This window comes from Shewanella youngdeokensis (genome assembly GCF_033180165.1).
In the GTDB taxonomy this organism is placed as follows: domain Bacteria; phylum Pseudomonadota; class Gammaproteobacteria; order Enterobacterales; family Shewanellaceae; genus Shewanella; species Shewanella youngdeokensis.
Genome location: NZ_CP136522.1, coordinates 3,322,929 through 3,344,398, shown reverse-complemented (window position 1 = coordinate 3,344,398; position 21,470 = coordinate 3,322,929). Strand labels below are relative to the sequence as shown.

Here is a 21,470-nt window from a genome sequence, read left to right as displayed (position 1 = left end):
ACCTTAGTTATGAGCTTGGAAGATAAGGTTCTGGACTCTAAGAATCACAATTGGATAACGGGGGACGGTTATGCATATTGTTATGACAGAGAGAGCTTAAAAACGACTGCTTTTATTGAATAACATGGCCACCCATAGTTAAATCTTACTATTTAATGGTGTTTGTTAGCGCATGATTGAGGGGCTTGCTCTATGGTGCGTAACACCACAGAGCGGTATAGCGTTGAAAGTGAAGGTTATTTGTTTAGCACAAATTGGTCGATTTGGGCTAGGCCTTGAACCATGGTGGCCTTAGCCGTTTATACATCGAAAATCACATCGACGGCTATAGTTAATTTCTATGGCGTTTCAGCTCATGATAAAAGTTTTCGTTTAAGTAGTTTAAAGCCAACTTTCCAATTCGCTCTTAGTTGATTCTTTAGGCTTTGCCTTTTCCAACTATCAAAGGTCACAACTTTAGGCTGTAGTGTTTCTAAAACCCCTTTATCTAGGTTGAATGCTTCAATTTCTTTCCAGTCAATTTTTGAGTAGCCATCGAAGTCATTTATTTTATTTTCCATATGGATAACTGACATCCACATTGGCTTGTTGCGAATAGCGGTAACTTGCTTAACTTTACTCCATTGCCCATGACGCTCATGGGTCCAAACTGTTTTAAAACCGTCACTTTTTTCAATCAAACTTAAAAAAGGGTTATGAACATGAGAACGCTTGGCAATGCGAACTTTTGGTTCGACCTCAAGTGTCAGCCCATCAATGAAGTCGATAGCCATGAAGTCCTGCTTTGCAAATGCTAACTGAACTTCTTTGATGTAATCCTGGTGTAAACTGTCATCATTATCGAGTCTAGATGTAATTAGATATGGTTGGGTGAGTCTAGTTTGTATCTCAGTTACTATAGACGGTAAAAACGCATCCATTCCATCAATGTATACGGGAACGAAAGAGCTGAATTCATTTTGTAAACGTGTGATTACTTGACGGAATACATCAGGTGTTGTTGCGTCAAAAAAAACTAACCAGGTGAAATTCTTCTCTGTTTGAGACTTCAGTGAAGAAAAGCAGAAATTTTCAAATAATGCTAAGCGGTTTTCCATCCATTTATCAGTTAGCACTTCAGTATTCGTTCGAGTTGTTTGCCAGTCTTTTTTACGTAAGTTAAAGCGAGTAATTACAAAATGTTGAAACATTGACACATCCGAACAATAAATAAAATCATACTTATAATTGTAAGGCGGTTAGCCTATGAAAACAATATTAACCCTTCTACAGTCGGTACATGTAAAATTATTGGCATTGTGTGTTTTTTTGTCTTTGATAGAGATGCTTGCTCTATGGTGCGTAACACTACAGAGCGGTATAGCGTTGAAAGCGAAGTTATTTGTTTAGCACAAATTGGTCGATTTGATTTTGGGCTAGAGCTTGATCCATGGTGCCCTTAAGTAGTTTGAAGAAATAACATGGCCACCCATAGTTAAATTCAACCCATAGTTCAAAAAATAACATGGCCACCCATAGTTAAATTCATATGCTTGCTGCAGGTAATTGGAACCACAAAAAACTTTAGAAGCTAAAGGTTGAGATAATTAGTCAGTGCGATTATCAACACCGGTTGCATTACTCGGCTTTAGCCAGCAGAATCAGCCCATAGTGCTTGAATTCAACCAGAAAAGGTGGCGATAAATACCGATGAACCAGACTGATATGCAAGAGCAATTTCCTATTACGATTTTGGCAGAAAACGGCTTTTCAAGTTCGCTGAAATAACATGGCCACCCATAGTTAAATTCAACCCATAGTTCAAAAAATAACATGGCCACCCATAGTTAAATTCATATGCTTGCTGCAGGTAATTGGAACCACAAAAACTTTAGAAGCTAAAGGTTGAGATAATTAGTTAGTGCGATTATCAACACCGGTTGCATTACTCGGCCTTAGCCAGCAGAATCAGCCCATAGTGCTTGAATTCAACCAGAAAATGTGGCGATAAAAACCGATGACCCAGACTGATATGCAAGAGCAACTTCCTATTATGATTTTGGCTGATAGCCGCTTTTCAAGTTCGCTTAAACCCTTGTTGACTCAACTGGAAATGTGGATCAATTTCCAAGCTTTAAAAGCTGATTGGTTTGGTGATGAAGCCTGTATCTTGTCGTTTGAGTTTACCTTAGTTATGAGCTTGGAAGATAAGGTTCTGGACTCTAAGAATCACAATTGGATAACGGGGAACGGTTATGCATATTGTTATGACAGAGAGAGCTTAAAAACGACTGCCTTTATTGCGGTTGCTGACTTACTTGAGGCCGGCGTGGGCATTGAGCAGGGCATTAAACTGCGCTTGGTGAGTGTGGCTAATAGTGTTGGGGCAGAGCATGGGTTGTTGGATTTGTCATTGTAGATAATTGCTGTAGCTAGGCTAGCTACTGAGGTGTTGAATTCAGAGGGCGAAGCGGTAGCCCAAGAAAAAGCGACCTTTTTGGTCGCTTTTTTGTTTGAGGGAGTTACTTGCATTAACTATATTCTGACCCAGTTTATTACAAAAAATTACTGTAATTTAGGGTAACTAAATTAGTTAACTATTACTTTTTTGGATTGACGTGGCATGTTACACAGCTATATGGATCTGGGAACGTTTTAGACGTGTGCCAGTCGCTGTTGCCACGAGTACGTGTTTTCGACGGCGCTAAGTCATTATAACGCTCACCATTCCAGCGTACTTTATCTACGAATGGTGATTGAACGTTATCTGCACATGAACCTTTACCGCCAACTGCTAAGGCAAAACCAAAAGGGTTTACTGAGCTATTTTCAGCACATTCTACGTCCGCAAAGTCAAACCATTGTGACGCTTCACCGTGATTGGTCATTGCTTGATCTTCAGAGTGACACCAGAAACAGCGGCTTGTTTCGCCATGTCCAGCAGGTGCGCCATTACCGCCATGACAAGATGCACAAGTGTATGGTCCGGTAAGATCTGGATCTAAGTTAGAGTAACCGTTATGGATCTCGTCATTAGCGTGACAAACTGAACAGTCGGCAATGTTCCAACCAAAATGCTCTTCAGTTAACGGAGCAATAGCTTTACTGATATCAGCGATTTCTACAACTTCATTTACGGCTATTGGGTATAACTCGCTGCCATTTTGACGCTCTTCATTTACTGAGTTAAGCTCGGTTGTTCCGTAGATCCAGAACATCTTTTTAACCCAAGAGAAATAGATGTATTCCATACCATGATTACGTACCATGTTATCTAAAGCAATATGAAGTTTGTTGCCACCAAAGGTTCCTGCCCAATGGTCAATACATGTTTGCGCGTTGGTTTCTGTAATGCTGCCATCATCTTCACGAAGCCATGTACACTCTCTAGCAAGTTCCATTCCTTCAGTGTTATTCACCAAATCTTGTGCGTTAAGAGACTCTGGACCGTGTAGCATGATATCTAAGGTATACTCATTCATACCTGCGGCATAGTTCCAGCCATCAAGACCATCTGCACGAATACCATCAATGCTGTTCATCACATAGCTACCTAGCTGAGAGCCGGTATACAAAGTAGGCCAGTATGTGAAACCAAAATCAGATCCACCAGTGCTAGCAGAGGCTTCTGCTGCTGAAATCACGTAATCGAGCTGCGTAATAACACCTTCACGATAAACATCCGTACGTAAGTTATATGCTTTAACTTCAATGTTTGATGCAATGGTTTCAATATACTCGTCACCATAGCCATCTGTATCTTCCATATCACGAGTGATTGCGGTGAGCATCACCTTACCGCCATTAGCAGCTTTAAAGTCGACTTCAGCTTTTTGAGCTTGCCACATACGGTCTCGGTATTCAGGACTAGTTGGCATGATACGAATTTCTGACTGATGTCGTACTAACATTTCATCTAAACGGTCGTATACAGTCTCATAGTCTCCCGCATCGTCACCTAACATGGAGCCGCCGCTATGGAAGAAGGCAACGCTCCAGCTATCGCTGTCTTTGTAATCTTTCCATTCTGAGTAATGAGTAGCGGGATCATTATTAAACGAACCATCGCCATCTGCATCGAAAGATACTGTGTATTCGTAAGTTTGACGCTCTTCGTTAAACTCACCTAGCTTAACTTCAAAATCGTCACGTTTTTCTGATACATACAACATTACATCTAAGACTGAATAGTGCCCTGGTTGGAAGATGTCATCACGAATAGCTTGATCTTTCCAAGCTAGTAGTTCTTCCGATTTAATATGCATGTGGTACTTGCTGTCATCAGGGGTGCTTAGGTTGTACTTAGTATTATTTGAAAAGTTTGGGTTATTAGCTCCAGGGTATTCAAGCGTATAGCCATCTTCGCTAACCTTGTCCATATCACACATGTTTTGGTGTGCTGGTTGACATGGATACCAACGGCCTAAGTAGACATCGATGCTTCCTTCGAACTCACTTTTAGGTGCTTCGACAAGCAGGTCAAATTTGGCTGCTACCTCTGCTGGGAGTTCAGATATCGCTGGTATTTCTGATTTATCAGGAATTACTGGCGAAGTCGTATTGTTGTCATCTGAATCGCTGCCACAAGCCGTTAGTAGCGGGATTAATATCAAAGCAAGCGCTGATGTACTAAAGTACCGGAGTCTTGAATTTCCATTATTTCTCATAAATCACCTTTATCTCATCATCTTAAAATTATGATTATGTATAGTTTGTAACTATGTTCCTTCAACTGAGGTGCTGAGGGACTGTGACTTGTTACAGTTTTAGTATCGAAAGATTTTTTTGAATGATGATTTTTCTTATTTTGTAGATAATGATCACGATTATTTAACCGTCACTGATTGAATAATGGCTTCTTAATTTTCCGCAAATATTAAAAATAGGTAATCAACAACACCTTGATAGGTTTAAGTTTTATTTAATAATTGGTTTATATAATAAGGCCTTAATTTAAGGCCTACCGTCAATTACACTATTCGTAATTCTGTGTAAAACACTCTTTAACTGACTAATGATATGTTCACTTTTGATTGCGGCACCTAATGTTTCCCACAACAAGTCATTACTTGGTCGATAATTACAGTTAAATTAGAGTGTTAAGTTCTATCATTACCTAATTATTACACGAAGGATTTTGGTGTTTGTATACCTAGACTTTAGTCACACATAATAGGGTTACACTAGATTACTTAAACTTTTGGTAATAAACGGATGTCTATCACGGTAGTTACTATTGGGATTGACATAAATTAAATGATTATACAGACTCAATATATCTAAGGTGGGCCAAACTTACTCTTTGAACTTTTTAAATAAATTTGAAATTACGTTCTTAGAGTAAAGAAATGTAAAGTAAGGTAAGGCAAGGTAAGGCAAGGGTGTATTTAACCTGGATGATTGGTTTTGTGAGAGTGAATAGTATACCTCATTAATCGTTTGGGTTACCAAGTAATTTATAATGTAGATGTGGTATATGAAATTAATAATAGACAGTGGTTTAGTTGATTTGTGCGAAAAATTCAATGCAGATAAGTGCATTGCTTACTTTATGCTAAAAAGTCCAGTTGTCGACTCGAAGAGCACCGAACATTCAATGCCTATTATTAGCTCTAATTTTGTTTGCAGCCATAATTCTATTCTTCAACAATCCTACTCTAAATACCTTCGGGAGCCAGCTATATCTAAGGGGCAGCACCTTGATGAATTCAGTAATTTCGATTTAATAATTACTAGGAAAAAGGCATACGCTTCGATGTCTGAAAATGTACTTTCTTTAGAGTTTAGGTTGTTTTTTTTAAAAAAAGTATCAATTAAATTTATATTTTTCTCCACTGGCGTGTTTAACGAAGATTTATTGAGTAAAGACGAATTAGTGAAGGCTAAGTTGTTGAATTTTGGTCTTAAGTTGAACAGGGAATATAAGCTGATACAAAATATACTGCTTGATTCAGGAGTTATTAGTCGCAAGGTGTTCCATGTTATAAATTTAATCGCAAACGGCATTACAAGAGAGGATGCGGCTGATAAAATGAATTTGTCTGTCAGTGGAGTTGATTATTATATTGAGCTTGCTAAACAAGTTTTAGAATCTAAAAATATGTCTGAAATGGTATATTCTGCGAGCCAATATGGTTTGATAAATGGTGAGTTTATTTTGGAGTCTAACAGTGCAAGTTAGTAATTTGTTGCTAGAGTTGTCGAAAACATATGGCATTAAAGATGCTTTTTTTGCTTTGGATATTAAGAGTGAGAAATTTTGCAACCACTTTTCAAAAATTAAAAGAACACCTAGTAGAAATAATATGCTTTCAAGCTCAGTTAATGCGAGTAAATATAGCATTGAAAATAGAAGGAAATGGGCTAGCTCAGATCCTAATGTATATACTTCTTTATCTAGCTCTAAGCATCATTGGGACTACAGTAACTGGCCAAATGGTAAGCCTAGCCCACAAGATTTATTGGTGAAGTATGGTTATTCAAATAAAATCTCAATTGAAACCCAATGCATGCTAAATCCTAATTGGGTTGGTAGGTTTTACTTTGTCACGGAAGAGCAGGGTCAAATTTTAGAGCCGCAATTTTTACGTGAAATCAATAGTGATTTGATGGATATCCATTATATGATTCTATCGAGTAGTGTTAATTACCTAAACCCCTTTATGGATTATAAAGTCATAAAGCAGAGCGATGTTAAAATTTTGTCTATGATTGCTGAAGGCCATAACCGTGAGTCAATAGCGGCAGGCTGCTACCTCACGCCAAGAGGTGTTGATTATCGAACTTTGCAATTGAAGAAAAAATTGTGTGCAAATAATAATTCAAGTTTAATTAAGTCAGCTTATGAGAATTTCTTGCTAGATTGAAGAACTGAATAATTGGGTCAGAGCCCGAAGGAATCTCGCGAACTTAATACACTGCTTGTGGCTTTACATCTAAACTCTACGACAATTGAAAATATCATGGCTGAAAATAACATCAAAAAATAACATGGCCACCCATAGTTAAACCTCTACCAAAAAATAACATGGCCACCCATAGTTAAACCTCTACAGTCGGAAATAACATGGCCACCCATAGTTATACCGAATAACATGGCCACCCATGGCTAAATCTTACTATTTAATGGTGTTTGTTAGCGCATGATAGAGATGCTTGCTCTATGGTGCGTAACACCACAGAGCGGTATAGCGTTGAAAGCGAAAGTTATTTGTTTAGCACAAATTGGTCGATTTGATTTTGGGCTAGGGCTTGATCCATGGTGCCCTTAAGTAGTTTGTACATCAAAATAGATGCGTCAATTTCAGTTTTACGGTTAGTTAAGCTTTCAATATTCAACCCTAGTGGAATATTAAGCGGAATAACGGCTGCTAAAATTTGCAGCAGGTTACTGTGGTTGATCTTAATTGATTCGTACAGAGGGTCGGCTGCCGACAAAATTCGTTTGCTGGTATGCTCAGGGACCGACACTCCTAACCAGTTGATAAAGTCTAATGTTTTAGCGCTGCCACAGGGGGAGAATGTCAGAATTATCCGGTTAGGTTGTACATTATTGCTCGCACATTCTTGCGCATAGCTGGTTAACATGTCGATAGTTGCTTGGGCGTTATACACTGCCTGAGTAATATAGTACTCGCAGCCATGAGTTGACTTACCTAATAGACGGATATGTTCATTCTTTTTACTTAAATGGCGCTCAGCAATGGCCACTCCACCAAGGTAGAACTGCTGTGAGTGTTCGGCTAACACACGGTAGGCGTCATTTAATGGTAGTGAACTGGTAACTTGAGTTGATGGAGATCCGACTAATACTAAATCTCTTACGTTGTTTTGATACCAAGCACGCGACAACCATTCATTAAACCCCTGCTCATCAAGGCCGGCCACACTTTTGTAGGCAATAACTGGCTTGCCGGATTTTTGATTAATCAGTTGGGCGTAGGTGCCTGAATCATGAGTGGCTTTAAACGGGAAAGGTCTAGGAGTATCAATGCGGCTGGTTTCATCTTGAATATCGTAAATGATTAAACCATCAAAACTAATTTCATCAAGACGAGCTAATAACTTATCAGCGATAGTGCTGACCGATTCAAAATCAGTATCAATTTTGGGTGGGGTTGTACCAATAAAATAGATCCCACGGTGATGATCGGATGAACGCTGTTTTAATGATTTTTTCATGTTTAGCCGTCTAGATGGATGTTATCTTCATTGTGTCTTAAATTGGGGCAGTTGTTAAGGCCGAATAAGATAAATTTGTGTAATGCTTAACAAAATAATATTGCCATCCATATTTGAGGTAAAACATGATTTGCTAAACTAAGCTTTATTCATGCAATTTTTATCGGTATGAATGATGGCCAGACCTAGAGAAACTCTAGTGAGTTTAGACGATACTCCTTTTTATCACTGCTGCTCTAGAGTGGTCCGCAAAGCTTTTTTATGCGGCATTGATGCCAGCACGGGAGATGACTTTGAGCATCGGCGTGAATGGGTGGATTTACGCATTGTAGAGTTAGCAACTATTTTTGCGATTGATATTTGCGCTTATGCTGTAATGAGCAACCATTTGCATGTGGTGTTAAAAGTAGACGTCAATAAAGCTAGGCATTGGTCTGATAAAGAAGTATTACTGCAGTGGCACAAAGGCTTTAAGGGCACATTGTTGACGCAAAAGTTTGTTAAAGACGAAGCGTTGAATGAGTTTGAGCTTAAGGCCGTCAATGATTGCATAATCCAATACCGGCAACGCCTAGCTGATATAAGCTGGTTTATGCGCTCCCTTTGTGAGCCTATTGCCAGGATGGCAAATAAAGAAGACAAATGCACAGGGCGCTTTTGGGAGGGCCGCTTTAAATCTCAGGCGTTATTAGACGAAACCGCAGTGCTGGCATGCATGGCTTATGTTGATCTAAACCCTATTCGTGCCCAAATGGCTGCTACGCCAGAAACCTCTGATTACACCAGTATTCAACGCCGAATAAAGTCAGCGATTAAAGGCGAGCAACCGTCAGAACTATTACCCTTTGTCGGCAATGAACGGCTTGAAATGCCTAATGGGTTGATGTTCAGTGCTAAAGATTACATCGTGCTGGTAGAAGATACTGGGCGAGTTATTTGTCACGATAAGCGCGGGGTCATTAGTGAGTCAAGTCAGCACATTTTAAACAGGTTGAATATTCCTGCAGAGAACTGGTTAAAAATAACCACTGAATTTGAGAGTTTGTTTAAAGGGGCTGTTGGGGCGTTGCCGGCACTGACAGATTATTGTGTGCATTTGCAGCGAAAGCGCCGACAAAGTTTAAGTAATTGCCAACGCTGGTTGGATACATGAAATAGTACTTAGGGTCAGCAACGGCTTAAAAATAATAGGGTTAAGTATCAATATTTATTATGTGATTAACCCTATTTAAATCAAGACTGCCGCAGGGTGAATTATGTCAGTTGCCCTTTTAGCTTTTGATATAACTGCGGTAAAAACCGTGGTAAGTGATTCATCTCTTCAACACAATGGGCAATTAAATTGGTTGCCGAATGCTCTTTTAACGCCAACTTTCTGACTAGAGCTGTATTGATTAGTGGCGTTAGAATTGGCCCCAGCAATGGGGTATGCAGTTTTACATCGCCAAGCCAGAATACACTTTTCATAACGCATCCGGTGGCTGTTGGTTCAACCAAGTGAACTAAATGACCTGAGTCCAATTTAGGGTGACGCAGCGCTGTGCGTGCACAAATAGCGGTTGCACCTTGGGCTTCGAGATCGTGCAAGCCAATTTTATTCGGATGGTAAAAAGATATGGATAACTTAAGTAACTCGTCACCAATATACTCATCAACATATGAGACGTTATCTATATAGACATCTCGAGCGTTATTTAAGTGACTTCTGTCATGCTTTACCGTTGCTTTTTTGTGAGCTTGAGGGTGCCATAATTGATAGCGTTCAGAGTGTGTTAGATGCCAAGCAAACCACCAATCAATCATGGCTGGAGTCACATTTGGCATTTGGGTGCTGCAAGCGACTAGCAGTTGGCCATTTTTGGATTTTAATATGCGGTTATCAAATGTATCCCATTGCTTAAATAGCTGACTAGCATTGTGTATACAAGGAAACTCGCCAGGCTCTACTGGTGCGTTGGCTATGGCAAGTAACTCATGGTTTAGAGGCTGCATTTGAAGCTGGTAAGGCGTTTGGTTATCCATTTGTTATCCAATTAATCAAGAGATTAAGCAGCCGCCATAAGAGGTGCTATGAAGTCATTTTTAATTTAGCTGACAGCGTGTAGTAGCGATATGCTACTGGTCACATATTTTGCATTATTAATAATTAATATGGCCACCCATCGTTATTGTATTATTTTGCATTATTAATAATTAATATGGCCACCCATCGTTATTGTATTACGGCAATGTAGTAAAAGGTGAGCTAGGGCCTGTGTTGTTGCATGGCTGGCACTATAATAAGATATTGCAATTGGTCTATTTATTTTTTGGAGTATCCATGTCACAAACGGTTGTTATTACAGGTGCTAATCGTGGTATTGGTTTAGCATTAGCAAGCCTTTATGCCGCTCAAGGTCAAACGGTATATGCTTTGTGTCGTACGTCATCGACTGCGTTATCCGCATTAAAAGTCAACGTGATAACGGATATTGATGTCGCCACTGATGTCGGCATTGCTAACATGAAGCAGGCATTGGCGGGGATATCAATAGATGTCTTGGTATGTAATGCGGGTATTTTACGAGATGAGAGTTTATCGAACTTTAACCTAGCAACTATTCGTGCTCAATTTGAAGTTAATGCAGTTGCTCCATTACGTGTGGTTGAAGCGCTTCAACTACAGTTAACCCATGGTGCCAAGGTGGCAATGATCACTTCTAGAATGGGGTCTATTGAAGACAATACCTCCGGTGGCCGTTATGGTTACCGTATGTCGAAAGCGGCGTTAAATGCAGCCTCAATGTCATTGAGTCATGACTTAGCACCTCAAAACGTGGCGGTTGGTATTTATCATCCTGGCTATGTGCAAACAGATATGGTTAACCACGGCGGTGATATATCAGCAACTGAATCTGCGACACGTATTGTTGGCTTGATTGAGCAGCTTGATATGAGCCAGTCTGGCGTGTTTAGGCATTCAAATGGGCAAGTTCTGCCGTGGTAAGCTGTTAGTAGTTTTAGCATAAACAAAGCGAACCGAGTAGTTCGCTTTTTTTATGGATAAAGTTGATGAAGCTTAAGTTACGATGTTTGCATCCAATCGACCTTAACACCAGCTTGATCAAACATATCTTGGCTGATTTTAATCTTGTCTCCCCAGCGGGATAAAAAGTCATCACTCGGTTGTGGACTGTGGACTGTGCTTAATCCTGTTTGGATTATTTTAGCTGCGCAGTTAGGGCAAGGAAAATGCGTTACCCAAATTTCGCAACCACTCAGGTCGCGCTTAGCAAATAGAATGGCGTTTTCTTCTGCATGAAGGGTTTTTAATAGCTTCATTTCGCGGTTGTCTGTTTCGGCGCTATCGGAGATCCCATTTGGGTAGCCATTGTAGCCGAGTGAAACAATACGGATATCTTTGGTGATTACAGCACCCACTTGAGTCGAGGGATCTTTGCTCCATGATGCAACGAGCTCTGCCATCTGTAAAAAACGTGTCGGCCATTTGGATATCATCGATTGGCACTCCTTGTCTAAAATACTGAATAAAATGGGTAAACTTACTAACATTCTCGCTGCTACCCTCCGATAAATCAACCTACAAACTTTATCCGTTAGTAAACGGCGTAAATAACATGGCCACCCATAATTATGACTACATAGTTATGACTACCAACGAAATAACATGGCCACCCATAATTATGACTAGGTAGTTTTCTAATCTATAGCCTGTCATTGATAATCGCAGGGGTTAAAGAGGGTGGCAGCGCTTATTAAATGGCGCTAAATGCGATTGATAATACTGGATGGAAAATGCATTTTTTTTGGCATGATACATGGCAATATCAGCATTTTTAAGTAAGGTTTGTTGATCAAGCCCATCTTTGGGATATTCAGATATCCCGATGCTGGCCCCGATTACAATGGTGTGTCCGGCACACTCAATATCGATAGATAACGATTGCTCAATCGCTTGAGCTATATGGGAAATACTTGAGTCCGATGCTTTTGGAATGATTACGGCAAACTCATCGCCGCCAATTCTTGCCGCCAAGCAATTAGCTGGGACTGCATGACTAATCCTTTGCGCGATCACTTGCAGCATGTTATCGCCTTCATTGTGGCCAAAGCTATCGTTAATTTTTTTAAAATCATTTATGTCTAGCATTAAACAATAAAAACCCTCAGTCTCTTGGTTTAGCTTACTGTCTATATAGCTGTAAAAGTGCTGCCGATTGGCGAGGGATGTTAGCAAGTCATGATTGGCTTGATGATGTTTTTGTTGGAGTAAATTATCAATATCGATAATGGTTTGTTTGCTTAAGTAAGTCACTAATAAAACAAAAGCACCGCCAGCAAAAAAAATAGCAGCAACGATAAAGTGCACTATATCCATTGAACCTGCTGCAGATAATAACAGGCATAAGTAACCAAAATAGCTAATGATAAACACAACAATTAGCGACAACAAAATTAGCCAGCCTTTATTCTTAAACTCAGAGTATGCGCAGATAACATAAGCTGGATGTATAGCTAAAGCGAGTGCTGCCAACCCTAATATAACAAGAATTAATGCGACTAAATGCATAGAGGATCCAAACCGGTAAGCAAGGTGTTTAAAAATTAAGTGTAGTTGATTATGCGCTTAAAATGAGTACTTAGATAACGAGCTTCAGTAACTCAATTAGGCTAAATTATGGCTAACTAATTGTTTATGTGAGGTAAGCGGATAAGTGGTTACCCAGTGGTTTAGTGTTTAGGTTATTCGATGGCGTTAAACAGAAACGCTTATACAAAAAATTGTGAGTTACACTTTATACATTTATAACCACCAAGCTTGAGCATCAGCTTAGTATTGCCTACAATAGCGCACGCTTTATTCACTACAGACCAAGATAATGACAGACACTACTGCAAAACCTACTTTACCTGATCGCCTTTCTGTTAATCCGCGTAGCCCGCACCATGTAGCAGAAATTTTTGATCACGATATCGGGATCCTGCTGAACAGCAAAGAACGTTTTGATGTTGAAGAATATTGCATCAGCGAAGGTTGGGTAAAAGTGCCATCGCACAAAGCATTAGACCGCCGTGGTCAACCACTAATGGTAACCATGAAAGGCACTGTTGAAGCTTTTTACAAGTAAGTAAATTGTCGGATTAACATTAAGCTTAATCTGTTAGCTTTAATGGCAGTACTGCGTGACGGGTTAGATTGCAAAATTTGGCGCTTGCGTAATTGATAAACGGATCTTCGGGTCCGTTTTTTTGTGCGCGCTATTTTAAATTCATAAGTAAGCTTATTTTGTCGCTACTGTACCGCTAGGTGTAAGTTTATAGTAAATATCCGCAAACTTATTGCGTGATTAAAACTACTAAAGTTCTGGCAGGATTGATTATTTTAGTGTGCTCAATAGTAGCTTTGTTAATAATCGATATAACTCACTTGTTGGGATGTTTCAATTTGAGCGGGTTAAGCGGTGAAAATGTTTAGCAAATTTTTGTGGTGTATTAATAAAATGTAGTGAGTGTGAAATATGGCCTCATTAGTAAAATAAAAATGGCGAGAATAAATATTTATTCTCGCCATTAATCGTTAAATGGTTACCGTTTTATTAAAAACGGAAATCAATACCGATAGATGCAGTGAAACCATCTGAATTAATGTCACCTTTAGAGGTGTTTTGAATTTCAGCGTAATCATATTTTAGTTCAAAGATAACGTTCACAACCTGTTTGCCAACTTGTGTTTTAATACCTTGTAACCACATAAGGTTAGCTACATTCATATCAACGCCACCGTATGATGAACCAAGGTTAACGTTGAAAACTGAGAAGTGTGTAGGGTTCCAAGCGTGAAGAGCATAAAGGTTTACAGAACCTAAATGAGCTTCTTCGCCACCTAACGCTGCCGCAATATCGCCAGATGTAAATGCTGGTAGTGGCGAACCGGCCATGCCATTTGCAAGATCTGCGATATCGTCAGTTTTAAAGTTAAGGTAGGTATAGTTCAATGATGGGAAAAACTGAGTGCCATCATCACTTGATAGAGGCAACATGTAGCCTGCAGTGTACATGCCAGCAGCTTCATCAACGTGGTAAAGGTCAACATATACACCACCAAAGCTATCAAAATGTGCAGCACGAATGCGTGCATTATCTGATTGTGTGTAGTACTCAGCAAAACCAATTGTTTGTGAAATATCACTAGTCAGGCCAGCAGTTCCGCCGCCAGCAAGTAGCTTTAGCTCACCATCTTGGTCTGCAAATACACCAGCTCTCATGCTGCTGTTGCGTGGATCTGCATCATGGTATTCTTCGGCTGCGATTGCGCTGCTAGATAGTAATGCCGTTGCTGTAAGTAAAATAGTGTTTAGTTTATTAAGCTTCATAGTGATATCCAGTTGTTGCTAATTTGATACTGATATATTCAACGGTAATGCTATTGTTGCTTCATTGGTTCCTGGTGCATTACTGGTTATTCAGTTGTTATTTGCTCGTTGCCACGTTAATAACTGGTAAAGTTATAGCAGTTATTAATAGGCACGCGTTTAATTTGTTTCTTATAAGTAACTCGTTTTTCTTTGTTACTCTTTAATGCGAAAGATAGTAGCACTCAAATAAAATTTCTTAAATGGGAAAATCGCGAATATTGTCTTGTTATGTAGGACAGTCAGTCTTATATATTAAGGAACTAGGCTGTTTGGTAAGGAGGTGCGATCAATTATTAATACAATCTTAAATCCGGGAAAATATATTCCGTTTTTTCTATTTTTATATATTGATTGAAATTATTAAATCTCATTTTAAATTAGTGAGATATTTAATTGCTATGTAAATGTATTTTGATGTGGTGCAAAAGTTAATCGAAGTATTTTGAAGTGTTATTGTTGTGTCGCTTGTCTGTATGATTGCAGTATTAACCTAATACTGCGCAGCAACTAAAAGGTTATTGCGGTTGTTCATCTACAACTTCTATTACTATTTATCGCTAAGAGACCAATAGAGACTTCATCGCCTACGAGTCACTTCGTTAAGATCGTCAGTTCAATGTAAAATTATCTTGCTCAGTATTGAGGTACATCAATTGTAGATAACATTGGCCTGTAGCACTATAATCGATAGGGTATATTCAACGATCCTCAAGGGTAGCATTATGCATACTTCGTTTAGGGTTAGCGCTTTGCTCACAGTAGTTTGTTTACTGTATTTATCGTTTAGTACAACCGCCACCACTCCCGCACAACTAACGCAAGTTAAGGTTGCTCCAGTTGTTGCGCCAACTGCAGAGACAACAATTAAGCTTAGCCAATACCTTGGCGGGTCCGAAACCAAGCTTGCCCAGCAACCGGCGCTAGTTTTCATGTTTGGCAATGGTACGGAAAGTAATACCTGCAGTATCACAACCACTGACAGTTACCTTCGGCATTCAAACTATCGGCTCGAAAACATTAACCTCAGTGAATCTAATTTCTATTTTGACTGCTATTGGAACGGCACCTATTACTTTTTATCCAAGCGGCAACCCACCTATGCAGAGGTATTGATTAAGCACCCTGACAGTCAATTTCCCATGTCGATGCACATAGAAGCTAAACTGATCAGTTTAACTGGAGAAAGGATGAATATTATTAGTGGTGATATTTCTTTGAGGCGGTAGGGCATTTGGCTATAAATATTGTGCAGCGTTAGCGCGGCCGCGGTATTGGTTTATCAATGTAGTAATTGTTAAGCGTGGCATATTGCTTCAGTGTACTTAGCTGTTTTTATTGCAACAAATGCAGAATTACAAGTTATAGGGGGAAAACCCTAAAAGTATGATGTTACTAGACGTAAATGCGTGTCCTATAACAGGATAATTTAAAGTTATTGCAGCTATGATAGCTCTTAAAGTATGCACCTTAACTTATCACTAGGAATATCAATGTCCCTTAGCCATCAGCAAAAAGTGTACATCCCCAAGGCCGTTCGAAATAATCAATACATTACAGCTGAAATCAAAGTGACAGATGCTTTGTTGGCCCATTACCCTGATTATAAAACGTGTTACAAAGCACTAAGTCGTACTATTTTTAAGTTAGCCAGTCAGCAAGAGTTGTATAACGTTCATGTTATTACTAACGATAAACTGCCCGTGGTACGTTACCACTCTGAAGCCTACTGTTTCCCTACGGCTGAGCAAATTATCTTTTTCTATAACCCTGAGTACCATGAAGCGCAGGGGCTGCATACTCAAGATGATTACCGTGCCCGTAAAATTAGAATTGTTTGTTTGGCAACCGGCGAAGACATCCGCAGTAACTCGGCAAGTTTTCATTTAAAAGTGCAGTCATTCTTGGCGGCGTTGATGCCGCAAATGCCAGAAGATGAGCTCACCATTAAAGTGCGAGATCATCAGCACCTTTCTTATGATTTATTTGCCAAAGCAAAAGGCAATAAAGAAACTTATGGCTATAAGCTCCGCTCCATCAGCGACAGATATAAAGCCAGAAGCTGTCCACTGCCAGATGATCATGGCTCATTATGCTATGTCACAGTAAAGCTACCGTTAAGTCGTAAGCTTAAACAGGCAATATTGCCTGAGCAAAGTGATGATTTTTCACCGCTTTATAAAAAAATACAAGATGCATTTGTACAAGCAACTCTAGCTAAGAAGCTACACCGGGTTGCGATGGTGGCAAACGGGCGTACTCCTTTAGTGCGCAACAGCAAGTTTGATCAACTTGAAGGCACTGATGAAGTGCAAATGCTGGGCTTTGACCCTAATATCGACGATCCACAATTTCTATGTCATTGGAATGGAAAACGCTTAGTTGAAATGGTGAGCTTTACCATCGCAGCGGGTGTTAAAGACAGTAAAGATGGCGGACTTGGGCTTTATTTAAACCGGGTTGAAGATGCGCTTAGGAGTTTGGCTGTAGAGTTAGCGTTAGACAAAACTCGTGATGACTTGATTGTGCGCTTCCATCAACATATTAGTTATTCCACCTCAAAGCAGTTAATCAACAAATAATTTATTGCTGTTGTTTGGGCTTGAATTTGCTGGCGCACCTTATGGCATTAATTAGGGTGTAAGGTGCTCAATTCAAACAAGTAGTAAGCAAATAAGTGCGGGTATTTCTCCTTGCCTTGCCAGTAATCAATAGCGCAAAAAAAACAGGAAAGTGATAATTCACTTTCCTGCTTAAACCGTCATAGAGGCGGTTATTCTAACGTTAGGCACCACTTGCATTGGTTGTACTAAGTACGTGCCTTAAGCTTAGAACTGTTTGTTGTACTCAATTCTGAATTCGCCATCTTCAAAGCTAGTGTTTTCGTCCCAGTTGGCAAATACACGGATGTTTTGAGTTGGATCCATTTGGTAACTAATGGCAAATTCGTGAGCTAGCAAGGCTTCATCACCACCTAAACCATAATCTTTAAAGGTGTCAGAACCTGAAACTGTACCTAAGTACATTGGGTTGTAGTTCAACCAAATTTTATCGGTGATAGTGATTTTTGAATATAGACCAACAACATAGAATGTACCATGCATATCGTAGCGGTCTGAAACTTCAGGGCCTGTGCTGCCATCTAATGGCTCGCCTACTGCAACACCTAAACCTGCAAGTGGGTATAAGTTAACTGGACCCATTTTTGGTAAAGCCTGAATGAAGCTGTAAGAAGCTGTACCTTGGTTCGTTGAGAAATCCCAGTTCGCGTCGAATTGCGAACCACGACCGTTAGTTAGGTCAACACCAAAGTTTCTAAAACGAATAGAGTCAATTGAATCGGTATCTGAAGAACCGTTCCAGCCGGTCATTTCACCTGCAATCCCTTTAACTTCAAGGATGTTCATGCCCATAGTGCTGGCATTGCCGGTGTCGTAAGCTTGGCCTACTTTTAAGTTAAGACCAGAATCTGTTGCGCCTGCACCAACTTGGGTGTAAACCGCTAGCGGATCTGACATGTCTTGAACTTCTTTTTCAACGGCATCTTCAGCGTATGCATTTGATGCGATGAAACATAAACTTGCTGCTAGTAAGGTTTTTTTCATGATGAAGCCTATTTCGTCATTAACTTAATTGTGTGTAGGATAAATAGGCTTTCAAATTTACAGAAATGAATTAATTACCTTTTAGTTATTACTCTTGGTTATTTCTGGTGCTGTGGTAACGCTTAAATACTTGTTCCACTTGTGATGTTAACCACCTTGTCACTGGGGTCACTGAGTTGCGATACGGCTGTATCAGGCCAACGCCACTGGTGTAGTCGCCTTCACTTAAGTCTACTAAGGTGAGGTTGCTGGAAAGCTCAAAGTCAAAAATGTCACTGACTGGCATCACCGCTTCAGATTTTTTGAGAATGTTGAGGCAGATACTTAGCTGATCCGCGCGCAACTTAACCTTAGGTTGAAAGCCATGTTGAATTAGGATGTCTTCAATCATATTGCGTTTATTAACAAAGTCGGGCATAACCAGCAGTGCAATTGGTTGCTCAGCTAAATCTTTAAGGGTGCGACGTGAGGTCACAAAGGGGTGATCTTTATGACAACAAATTTTAAAGGGTACAGTGGCTAATTTTTTTTGAGCTAAGGTTTTAGATATTTCTAAAGGGTAATAATTAATGCCGCAATGAATTTTGCCATTTTTAATGTCTTCCTCAGTCGACCAGCCCCAGTTAACCAGTTTTAACGTGGCTTTAGGTGCCAGTTGGTTTAAGTGTTCGAAAAAAACACGTGATAATGGCCTATATATAGAGGTATTAATCGCAACGCTTAATTCGCCACTGTAATCAGTGGGACTAAATTGGGCATGGCCGTCAAATACATCGCCTAATACTTCAAATAGCCGAGGTAACTTATCTAAAATGTCTTGGCAGTAGGGCGTTGGTAGTACCCCATATTGCTGTCTGACAAACAGCTCATCATCAAAATATGCCCGCAGTTTTTTAAGACCTTTACTCACCGCTGGCTGTGATAAGAACATCCGATCTGCTGCACGCTTGGTGTTTTTTTCTTCGCCTAATATTTTCAGCAATTTTAATAAATTAAAATCCAACCGAAGTAGTGTGGTGTCATCCATTTTAAAACCTTAAATGTCAGTAGCTTAAAAACATTACTATGTTGTTGGTATCACTTGGGGTGCAGTCGCTGGTGGCGGTGGGATAAACACGGTTAAGTGTTGTCTCGATTGAAACATATCTTAATGTTTATTTGATAAATTGCCAAACTTGAGTCGGCATTGGTTCCCCTTTTGGTACGCTTTTTAGCGCACTGGTTTGATAGTCTTCACTCACTAAGGTTAAAAAAAAGTTAGCGCTGAGTTCACAGTTATTGTTATGGAGGGTGTCTTTAGCATTAAAGTTATTGAATTTAATGCTAAATTGCAGCTTGATGAAGGATTGAATGTCATAACGGCGTTACTGGTTAAATGCACGAGCCTGCCAGCTTTTAATCGGGTAACGAAAGGCACCAGCACTTGATGTAAGTGCTCAATTTAATAAAAAATAACAAATAATTGAGGCAAATAGTGACAAATTTTAGCACCAAACTACTCCCTACAACACGTGATGTTATCGCACCCGACGGTTCAGATGTGCGGGTTCTATTAACTTTAGACGGTGGCAGCATGGCGCACTTTGAATTGGCCGGCGAGCAAACTTCAATTCCATCGGCTAACCGAACGGTCGATGAAATTTGGTATATTGTGGCTGGGCGAGGTGAGATGTGGCGTATGGCCGAGGGCAAAGAAGAGGTGGTAAATTTGGCGCCCGGCGTGTGTTTAACTATTCCGTCAAATACCCATTTCCAGTTTAGAGCTTTTGGCTCAAGTCCACTGCAAGCTGTTGCGATAACCATGCCGCCTTGGCCAGGTGATGCAGAGCCAATTGATGTTGATGGACCTTGGGTTGCAACTGTATCGCGTTAAAGAAGGTGATTAGTCAACTGTTTGCTTTAGTTGCAACCCGGTTTACTTACCAGCCCTGGGGCTAATACGAACCGATATGACCGAACGGGATAGTAAATCTATCATTTGGTCACAGTTTTTTAGCGGTCAAATCATTAGGCTGTCGGTCAGCTTTTGTAATAGCAATTCATCTTATTTTTTATGCCATTAGTGGAGTTTAACCATGTCAAACATCGCTCATTCCCCAAGGCCGATTATTCTCGATTGCGATCCGGGCCACGATGACGCTATCTCACTTATTCTGGCGCTAAGCAGTAATCAATTAGCTCCGTTAGCGGTGACAACCAGTGCGGGTAATCAAACTCCTGATAAAACATTGCATAATGCCTTGCGCGTTTTGACCATGTTGAACCGCACCGATATTCCTGTCGCTGGTGGGGCGGTTAAGCCGTTGGCGCGTGAACTTATTATCGCTGATAATGTACATGGCGAAAGTGGCCTCGATGGCCCTGAGTTACCCGAGCCTAGCTTTGCCCCCTTAGCGCAATCCGCTATTGAGTTAATTGCTGAAAAAGTACGTGCCAGTGCCATTCCTGTTACTCTGGTGCCGTCAGGACCACTGACAAACATTGCTTTGTTTTTATCGACTTACCCTGAGCTGCACTGCAAAATTAGCCGTATTGTATTAATGGGGGGCGCCGCCGCTGCCGGTAACTGGACTCCCGCGGCTGAATTTAACATTTTTGTTGATCCTGAAGCTGCAGACATGGTGTTTAAAGCGGGTATTCCTATTACGATGTGTGGCTTAGATGTAACTCACCAAGCGCAAATTATGGATGAAGACATAGAGCGCATCCGTAAAATCCCCAATCATGTGGCTAAGTGTGTGGCCGAGCTGCTGGATTTCTTTATGATCTATCATCGCGACCCTAAGTGGGGCTTTGAAGGCGCACCATTACATGACCCTTGTACCATTGCTTGGCTGCTTAAGCCTGAATTGTTTACGTCATATGACTGTTGGGTTGGGGTGGAAACTAAAGGTGAGTATACCCAAGGTATGACCGTTGTTGACCGTTACCAGTTAACTGACCGCCCACATAATACTCAGGTGCTTAGTGATCTGGACCGAGAAGGTTTTGTTGATTTAATTGTTGAGTGCCTCACGGCTTATAACCAAGATTAAGCATGTATAGTGAGTAAGTGACTGCAGGCTTAATCATAGCCTTTAAGTGACTTGCTCTATTTTATTTGCCGGTTAATTTGTCTTTATTACGCCATGCACCTTAGGCTTTTAAAATTATTTCTAAGTGCCGCATGACGTTATATTTAAATAAATATCTGATACAAAACGCTTTAGTGGGTTATTGAAAGCCCTAATGCCAATAAATACCGAGTAAAGCGAAAGCAAAATAAATAAGTCGGTCACAGTGTGAGTGTTAA

General features: G+C 40.2%; 19 protein-coding genes. 10 read left to right on the top strand and 9 right to left on the bottom strand.

The window, feature by feature from the left end; translation table 11 throughout:
• Positions 1-353 precede the first annotated feature (353 nt).
• The gene (locus RGE70_RS14310; RefSeq protein WP_310472120.1) at positions 354-1,190 is read right to left on the bottom strand and encodes a glycosyltransferase; all 837 of its coding nucleotides are present in this window, start codon (positions 1,188-1,190) and stop codon (positions 354-356) included.
• Positions 1,191-1,996: 806 nt separating this feature from the next.
• Here RGE70_RS14310 and RGE70_RS14305 point away from each other — a divergent pair.
• Positions 1,997-2,398: a hypothetical protein gene (locus tag RGE70_RS14305; RefSeq protein ID WP_310472119.1), complete on the top strand. Its 402-nt coding sequence runs from the start codon at positions 1,997-1,999 to the stop codon at positions 2,396-2,398.
• Positions 2,399-2,579: 181 nt separating this feature from the next.
• Here RGE70_RS14305 and RGE70_RS14300 read toward each other — a convergent pair whose 3' ends face one another.
• A complete protein-coding gene (locus tag RGE70_RS14300) occupies positions 2,580-4,646 on the bottom strand; it encodes a hypothetical protein (RefSeq protein ID WP_310472118.1) in 2,067 nt (688 codons plus the stop codon).
• 809 nt (positions 4,647-5,455) lie between these two features.
• Between RGE70_RS14300 and RGE70_RS14295 the strand changes: the two genes are divergently transcribed.
• Positions 5,456-6,160, top strand: coding sequence for a hypothetical protein (locus RGE70_RS14295; RefSeq protein WP_310472116.1), 705 nt, complete (start codon positions 5,456-5,458; stop codon positions 6,158-6,160).
• On the top strand, positions 6,150-6,845 hold the full coding sequence (locus RGE70_RS14290; protein WP_310472115.1) for a helix-turn-helix transcriptional regulator: 696 nt from the start codon (positions 6,150-6,152) through the stop codon (positions 6,843-6,845). The genes RGE70_RS14295 and RGE70_RS14290 overlap by 11 nt, the downstream gene beginning before the upstream one ends.
• 340 nt (positions 6,846-7,185) lie before the next feature.
• On the opposite strand, the gene RGE70_RS14285 is transcribed toward RGE70_RS14290, so the two are convergent.
• Entirely contained in the window at positions 7,186-8,160 is a 975-nt protein-coding gene (locus RGE70_RS14285; RefSeq protein ID WP_310472114.1) for a methylenetetrahydrofolate reductase, read from the bottom strand.
• Between the two features lie 175 nt (positions 8,161-8,335).
• On the opposite strand from RGE70_RS14285, the gene RGE70_RS14280 reads away from it, so the two are divergent.
• Positions 8,336-9,313, top strand: coding sequence for a transposase (locus RGE70_RS14280; RefSeq protein WP_310472113.1), 978 nt, complete (start codon positions 8,336-8,338; stop codon positions 9,311-9,313).
• A 101-nt stretch (positions 9,314-9,414) separates the two neighbouring features.
• On the opposite strand, the gene RGE70_RS14275 is transcribed toward RGE70_RS14280, so the two are convergent.
• Positions 9,415-10,182 (bottom strand): DAPG hydrolase family protein, encoded by a 768-nt coding sequence (locus RGE70_RS14275; protein WP_310472112.1) that lies wholly within the window; start codon positions 10,180-10,182, stop codon positions 9,415-9,417.
• Between the two features lie 298 nt (positions 10,183-10,480).
• On the opposite strand from RGE70_RS14275, the gene RGE70_RS14270 reads away from it, so the two are divergent.
• Entirely contained in the window at positions 10,481-11,146 is a 666-nt protein-coding gene (locus RGE70_RS14270) for an SDR family oxidoreductase (protein ID WP_310472111.1), read from the top strand.
• A 77-nt stretch (positions 11,147-11,223) separates the two neighbouring features.
• Here RGE70_RS14270 and RGE70_RS14265 read toward each other — a convergent pair whose 3' ends face one another.
• Entirely contained in the window at positions 11,224-11,658 is a 435-nt protein-coding gene (locus RGE70_RS14265; protein ID WP_310472110.1) for a dCMP deaminase family protein, read from the bottom strand.
• 235 nt (positions 11,659-11,893) lie between these two features.
• Positions 11,894-12,730 carry a diguanylate cyclase domain-containing protein gene (locus tag RGE70_RS14260; RefSeq protein ID WP_310472109.1) on the bottom strand — a complete coding sequence of 279 codons (837 nt, stop codon included), beginning with the start codon at positions 12,728-12,730 and terminating at the stop codon, positions 11,894-11,896.
• Positions 12,731-13,040: 310 nt separating this feature from the next.
• On the opposite strand from RGE70_RS14260, the gene RGE70_RS14255 reads away from it, so the two are divergent.
• Positions 13,041-13,289 carry a DUF3297 family protein gene (locus RGE70_RS14255; RefSeq protein WP_310472108.1) on the top strand — a complete coding sequence of 83 codons (249 nt, stop codon included), beginning with the start codon at positions 13,041-13,043 and terminating at the stop codon, positions 13,287-13,289.
• A gap of 468 nt (positions 13,290-13,757) precedes the next feature.
• On the opposite strand, the gene RGE70_RS14250 is transcribed toward RGE70_RS14255, so the two are convergent.
• Positions 13,758-14,534, bottom strand: a complete 777-nt coding sequence (locus RGE70_RS14250) for a hypothetical protein (protein ID WP_310472107.1) — start codon at positions 14,532-14,534, stop codon at positions 13,758-13,760.
• A gap of 764 nt (positions 14,535-15,298) precedes the next feature.
• Between RGE70_RS14250 and RGE70_RS14245 the strand changes: the two genes are divergently transcribed.
• Together RGE70_RS14245 and RGE70_RS14240 are read left to right on the top strand one after the other, a co-directional pair.
• Positions 15,299-15,802: a hypothetical protein gene (locus RGE70_RS14245; RefSeq protein WP_310472106.1), complete on the top strand. Its 504-nt coding sequence runs from the start codon at positions 15,299-15,301 to the stop codon at positions 15,800-15,802.
• Between the two features lie 264 nt (positions 15,803-16,066).
• Positions 16,067-17,155, top strand: coding sequence for a DUF3083 family protein (locus tag RGE70_RS14240; RefSeq protein WP_310472104.1), 1,089 nt, complete (start codon positions 16,067-16,069; stop codon positions 17,153-17,155).
• A 246-nt stretch (positions 17,156-17,401) separates the two neighbouring features.
• Here RGE70_RS14240 and RGE70_RS14235 read toward each other — a convergent pair whose 3' ends face one another.
• A complete protein-coding gene (locus tag RGE70_RS14235) occupies positions 17,402-18,178 on the bottom strand; it encodes a hypothetical protein (protein WP_310472102.1) in 777 nt (258 codons plus the stop codon).
• An 88-nt stretch (positions 18,179-18,266) separates the two neighbouring features.
• A complete protein-coding gene (locus tag RGE70_RS14230; RefSeq protein ID WP_310472101.1) occupies positions 18,267-19,205 on the bottom strand; it encodes a LysR family transcriptional regulator in 939 nt (312 codons plus the stop codon).
• Positions 19,206-19,652: 447 nt separating this feature from the next.
• Here RGE70_RS14230 and RGE70_RS14225 point away from each other — a divergent pair, with 447 nt between their 5' ends.
• Together RGE70_RS14225 and rihA are read left to right on the top strand one after the other, a co-directional pair.
• A complete protein-coding gene (locus tag RGE70_RS14225) occupies positions 19,653-20,051 on the top strand; it encodes a cupin domain-containing protein (protein WP_310472100.1) in 399 nt (132 codons plus the stop codon).
• 202 nt (positions 20,052-20,253) lie between these two features.
• Entirely contained in the window at positions 20,254-21,213 is a 960-nt protein-coding gene (gene rihA / locus RGE70_RS14220; protein ID WP_310472099.1) for a pyrimidine-specific ribonucleoside hydrolase RihA, read from the top strand.
• Positions 21,214-21,470: the final 257 nt, after the last annotated feature.

Coding starts and splice junctions, on each gene's coding strand:
- rihA (WP_310472099.1), top strand. CDS start 20,254: ATGTCAAACATCGCTCATTCCCCAAGGCCGATTATTCTCGATTGCGAT.
- RGE70_RS14300 (WP_310472118.1), bottom strand. CDS start 4,646: ATGAGAAATAATGGAAATTCAAGACTCCGGTACTTTAGTACATCAGCG.
- RGE70_RS14255 (WP_310472108.1), top strand. CDS start 13,041: ATGACAGACACTACTGCAAAACCTACTTTACCTGATCGCCTTTCTGTT.
- RGE70_RS14310 (WP_310472120.1), bottom strand. CDS start 1,190: ATGTTTCAACATTTTGTAATTACTCGCTTTAACTTACGTAAAAAAGAC.
- RGE70_RS14245 (WP_310472106.1), top strand. CDS start 15,299: ATGCATACTTCGTTTAGGGTTAGCGCTTTGCTCACAGTAGTTTGTTTA.
- RGE70_RS14265 (WP_310472110.1), bottom strand. CDS start 11,658: ATGATATCCAAATGGCCGACACGTTTTTTACAGATGGCAGAGCTCGTT.
- RGE70_RS14285 (WP_310472114.1), bottom strand. CDS start 8,160: ATGAAAAAATCATTAAAACAGCGTTCATCCGATCATCACCGTGGGATC.
- RGE70_RS14275 (WP_310472112.1), bottom strand. CDS start 10,182: ATGGATAACCAAACGCCTTACCAGCTTCAAATGCAGCCTCTAAACCAT.
- RGE70_RS14250 (WP_310472107.1), bottom strand. CDS start 14,534: ATGAAGCTTAATAAACTAAACACTATTTTACTTACAGCAACGGCATTA.
- RGE70_RS14240 (WP_310472104.1), top strand. CDS start 16,067: ATGTCCCTTAGCCATCAGCAAAAAGTGTACATCCCCAAGGCCGTTCGA.
- RGE70_RS14260 (WP_310472109.1), bottom strand. CDS start 12,730: ATGCATTTAGTCGCATTAATTCTTGTTATATTAGGGTTGGCAGCACTC.
- RGE70_RS14295 (WP_310472116.1), top strand. CDS start 5,456: ATGAAATTAATAATAGACAGTGGTTTAGTTGATTTGTGCGAAAAATTC.
- RGE70_RS14230 (WP_310472101.1), bottom strand. CDS start 19,205: ATGGATGACACCACACTACTTCGGTTGGATTTTAATTTATTAAAATTG.
- RGE70_RS14305 (WP_310472119.1), top strand. CDS start 1,997: ATGACCCAGACTGATATGCAAGAGCAACTTCCTATTATGATTTTGGCT.
- RGE70_RS14235 (WP_310472102.1), bottom strand. CDS start 18,178: ATGAAAAAAACCTTACTAGCAGCAAGTTTATGTTTCATCGCATCAAAT.
- RGE70_RS14270 (WP_310472111.1), top strand. CDS start 10,481: ATGTCACAAACGGTTGTTATTACAGGTGCTAATCGTGGTATTGGTTTA.
- RGE70_RS14280 (WP_310472113.1), top strand. CDS start 8,336: ATGGCCAGACCTAGAGAAACTCTAGTGAGTTTAGACGATACTCCTTTT.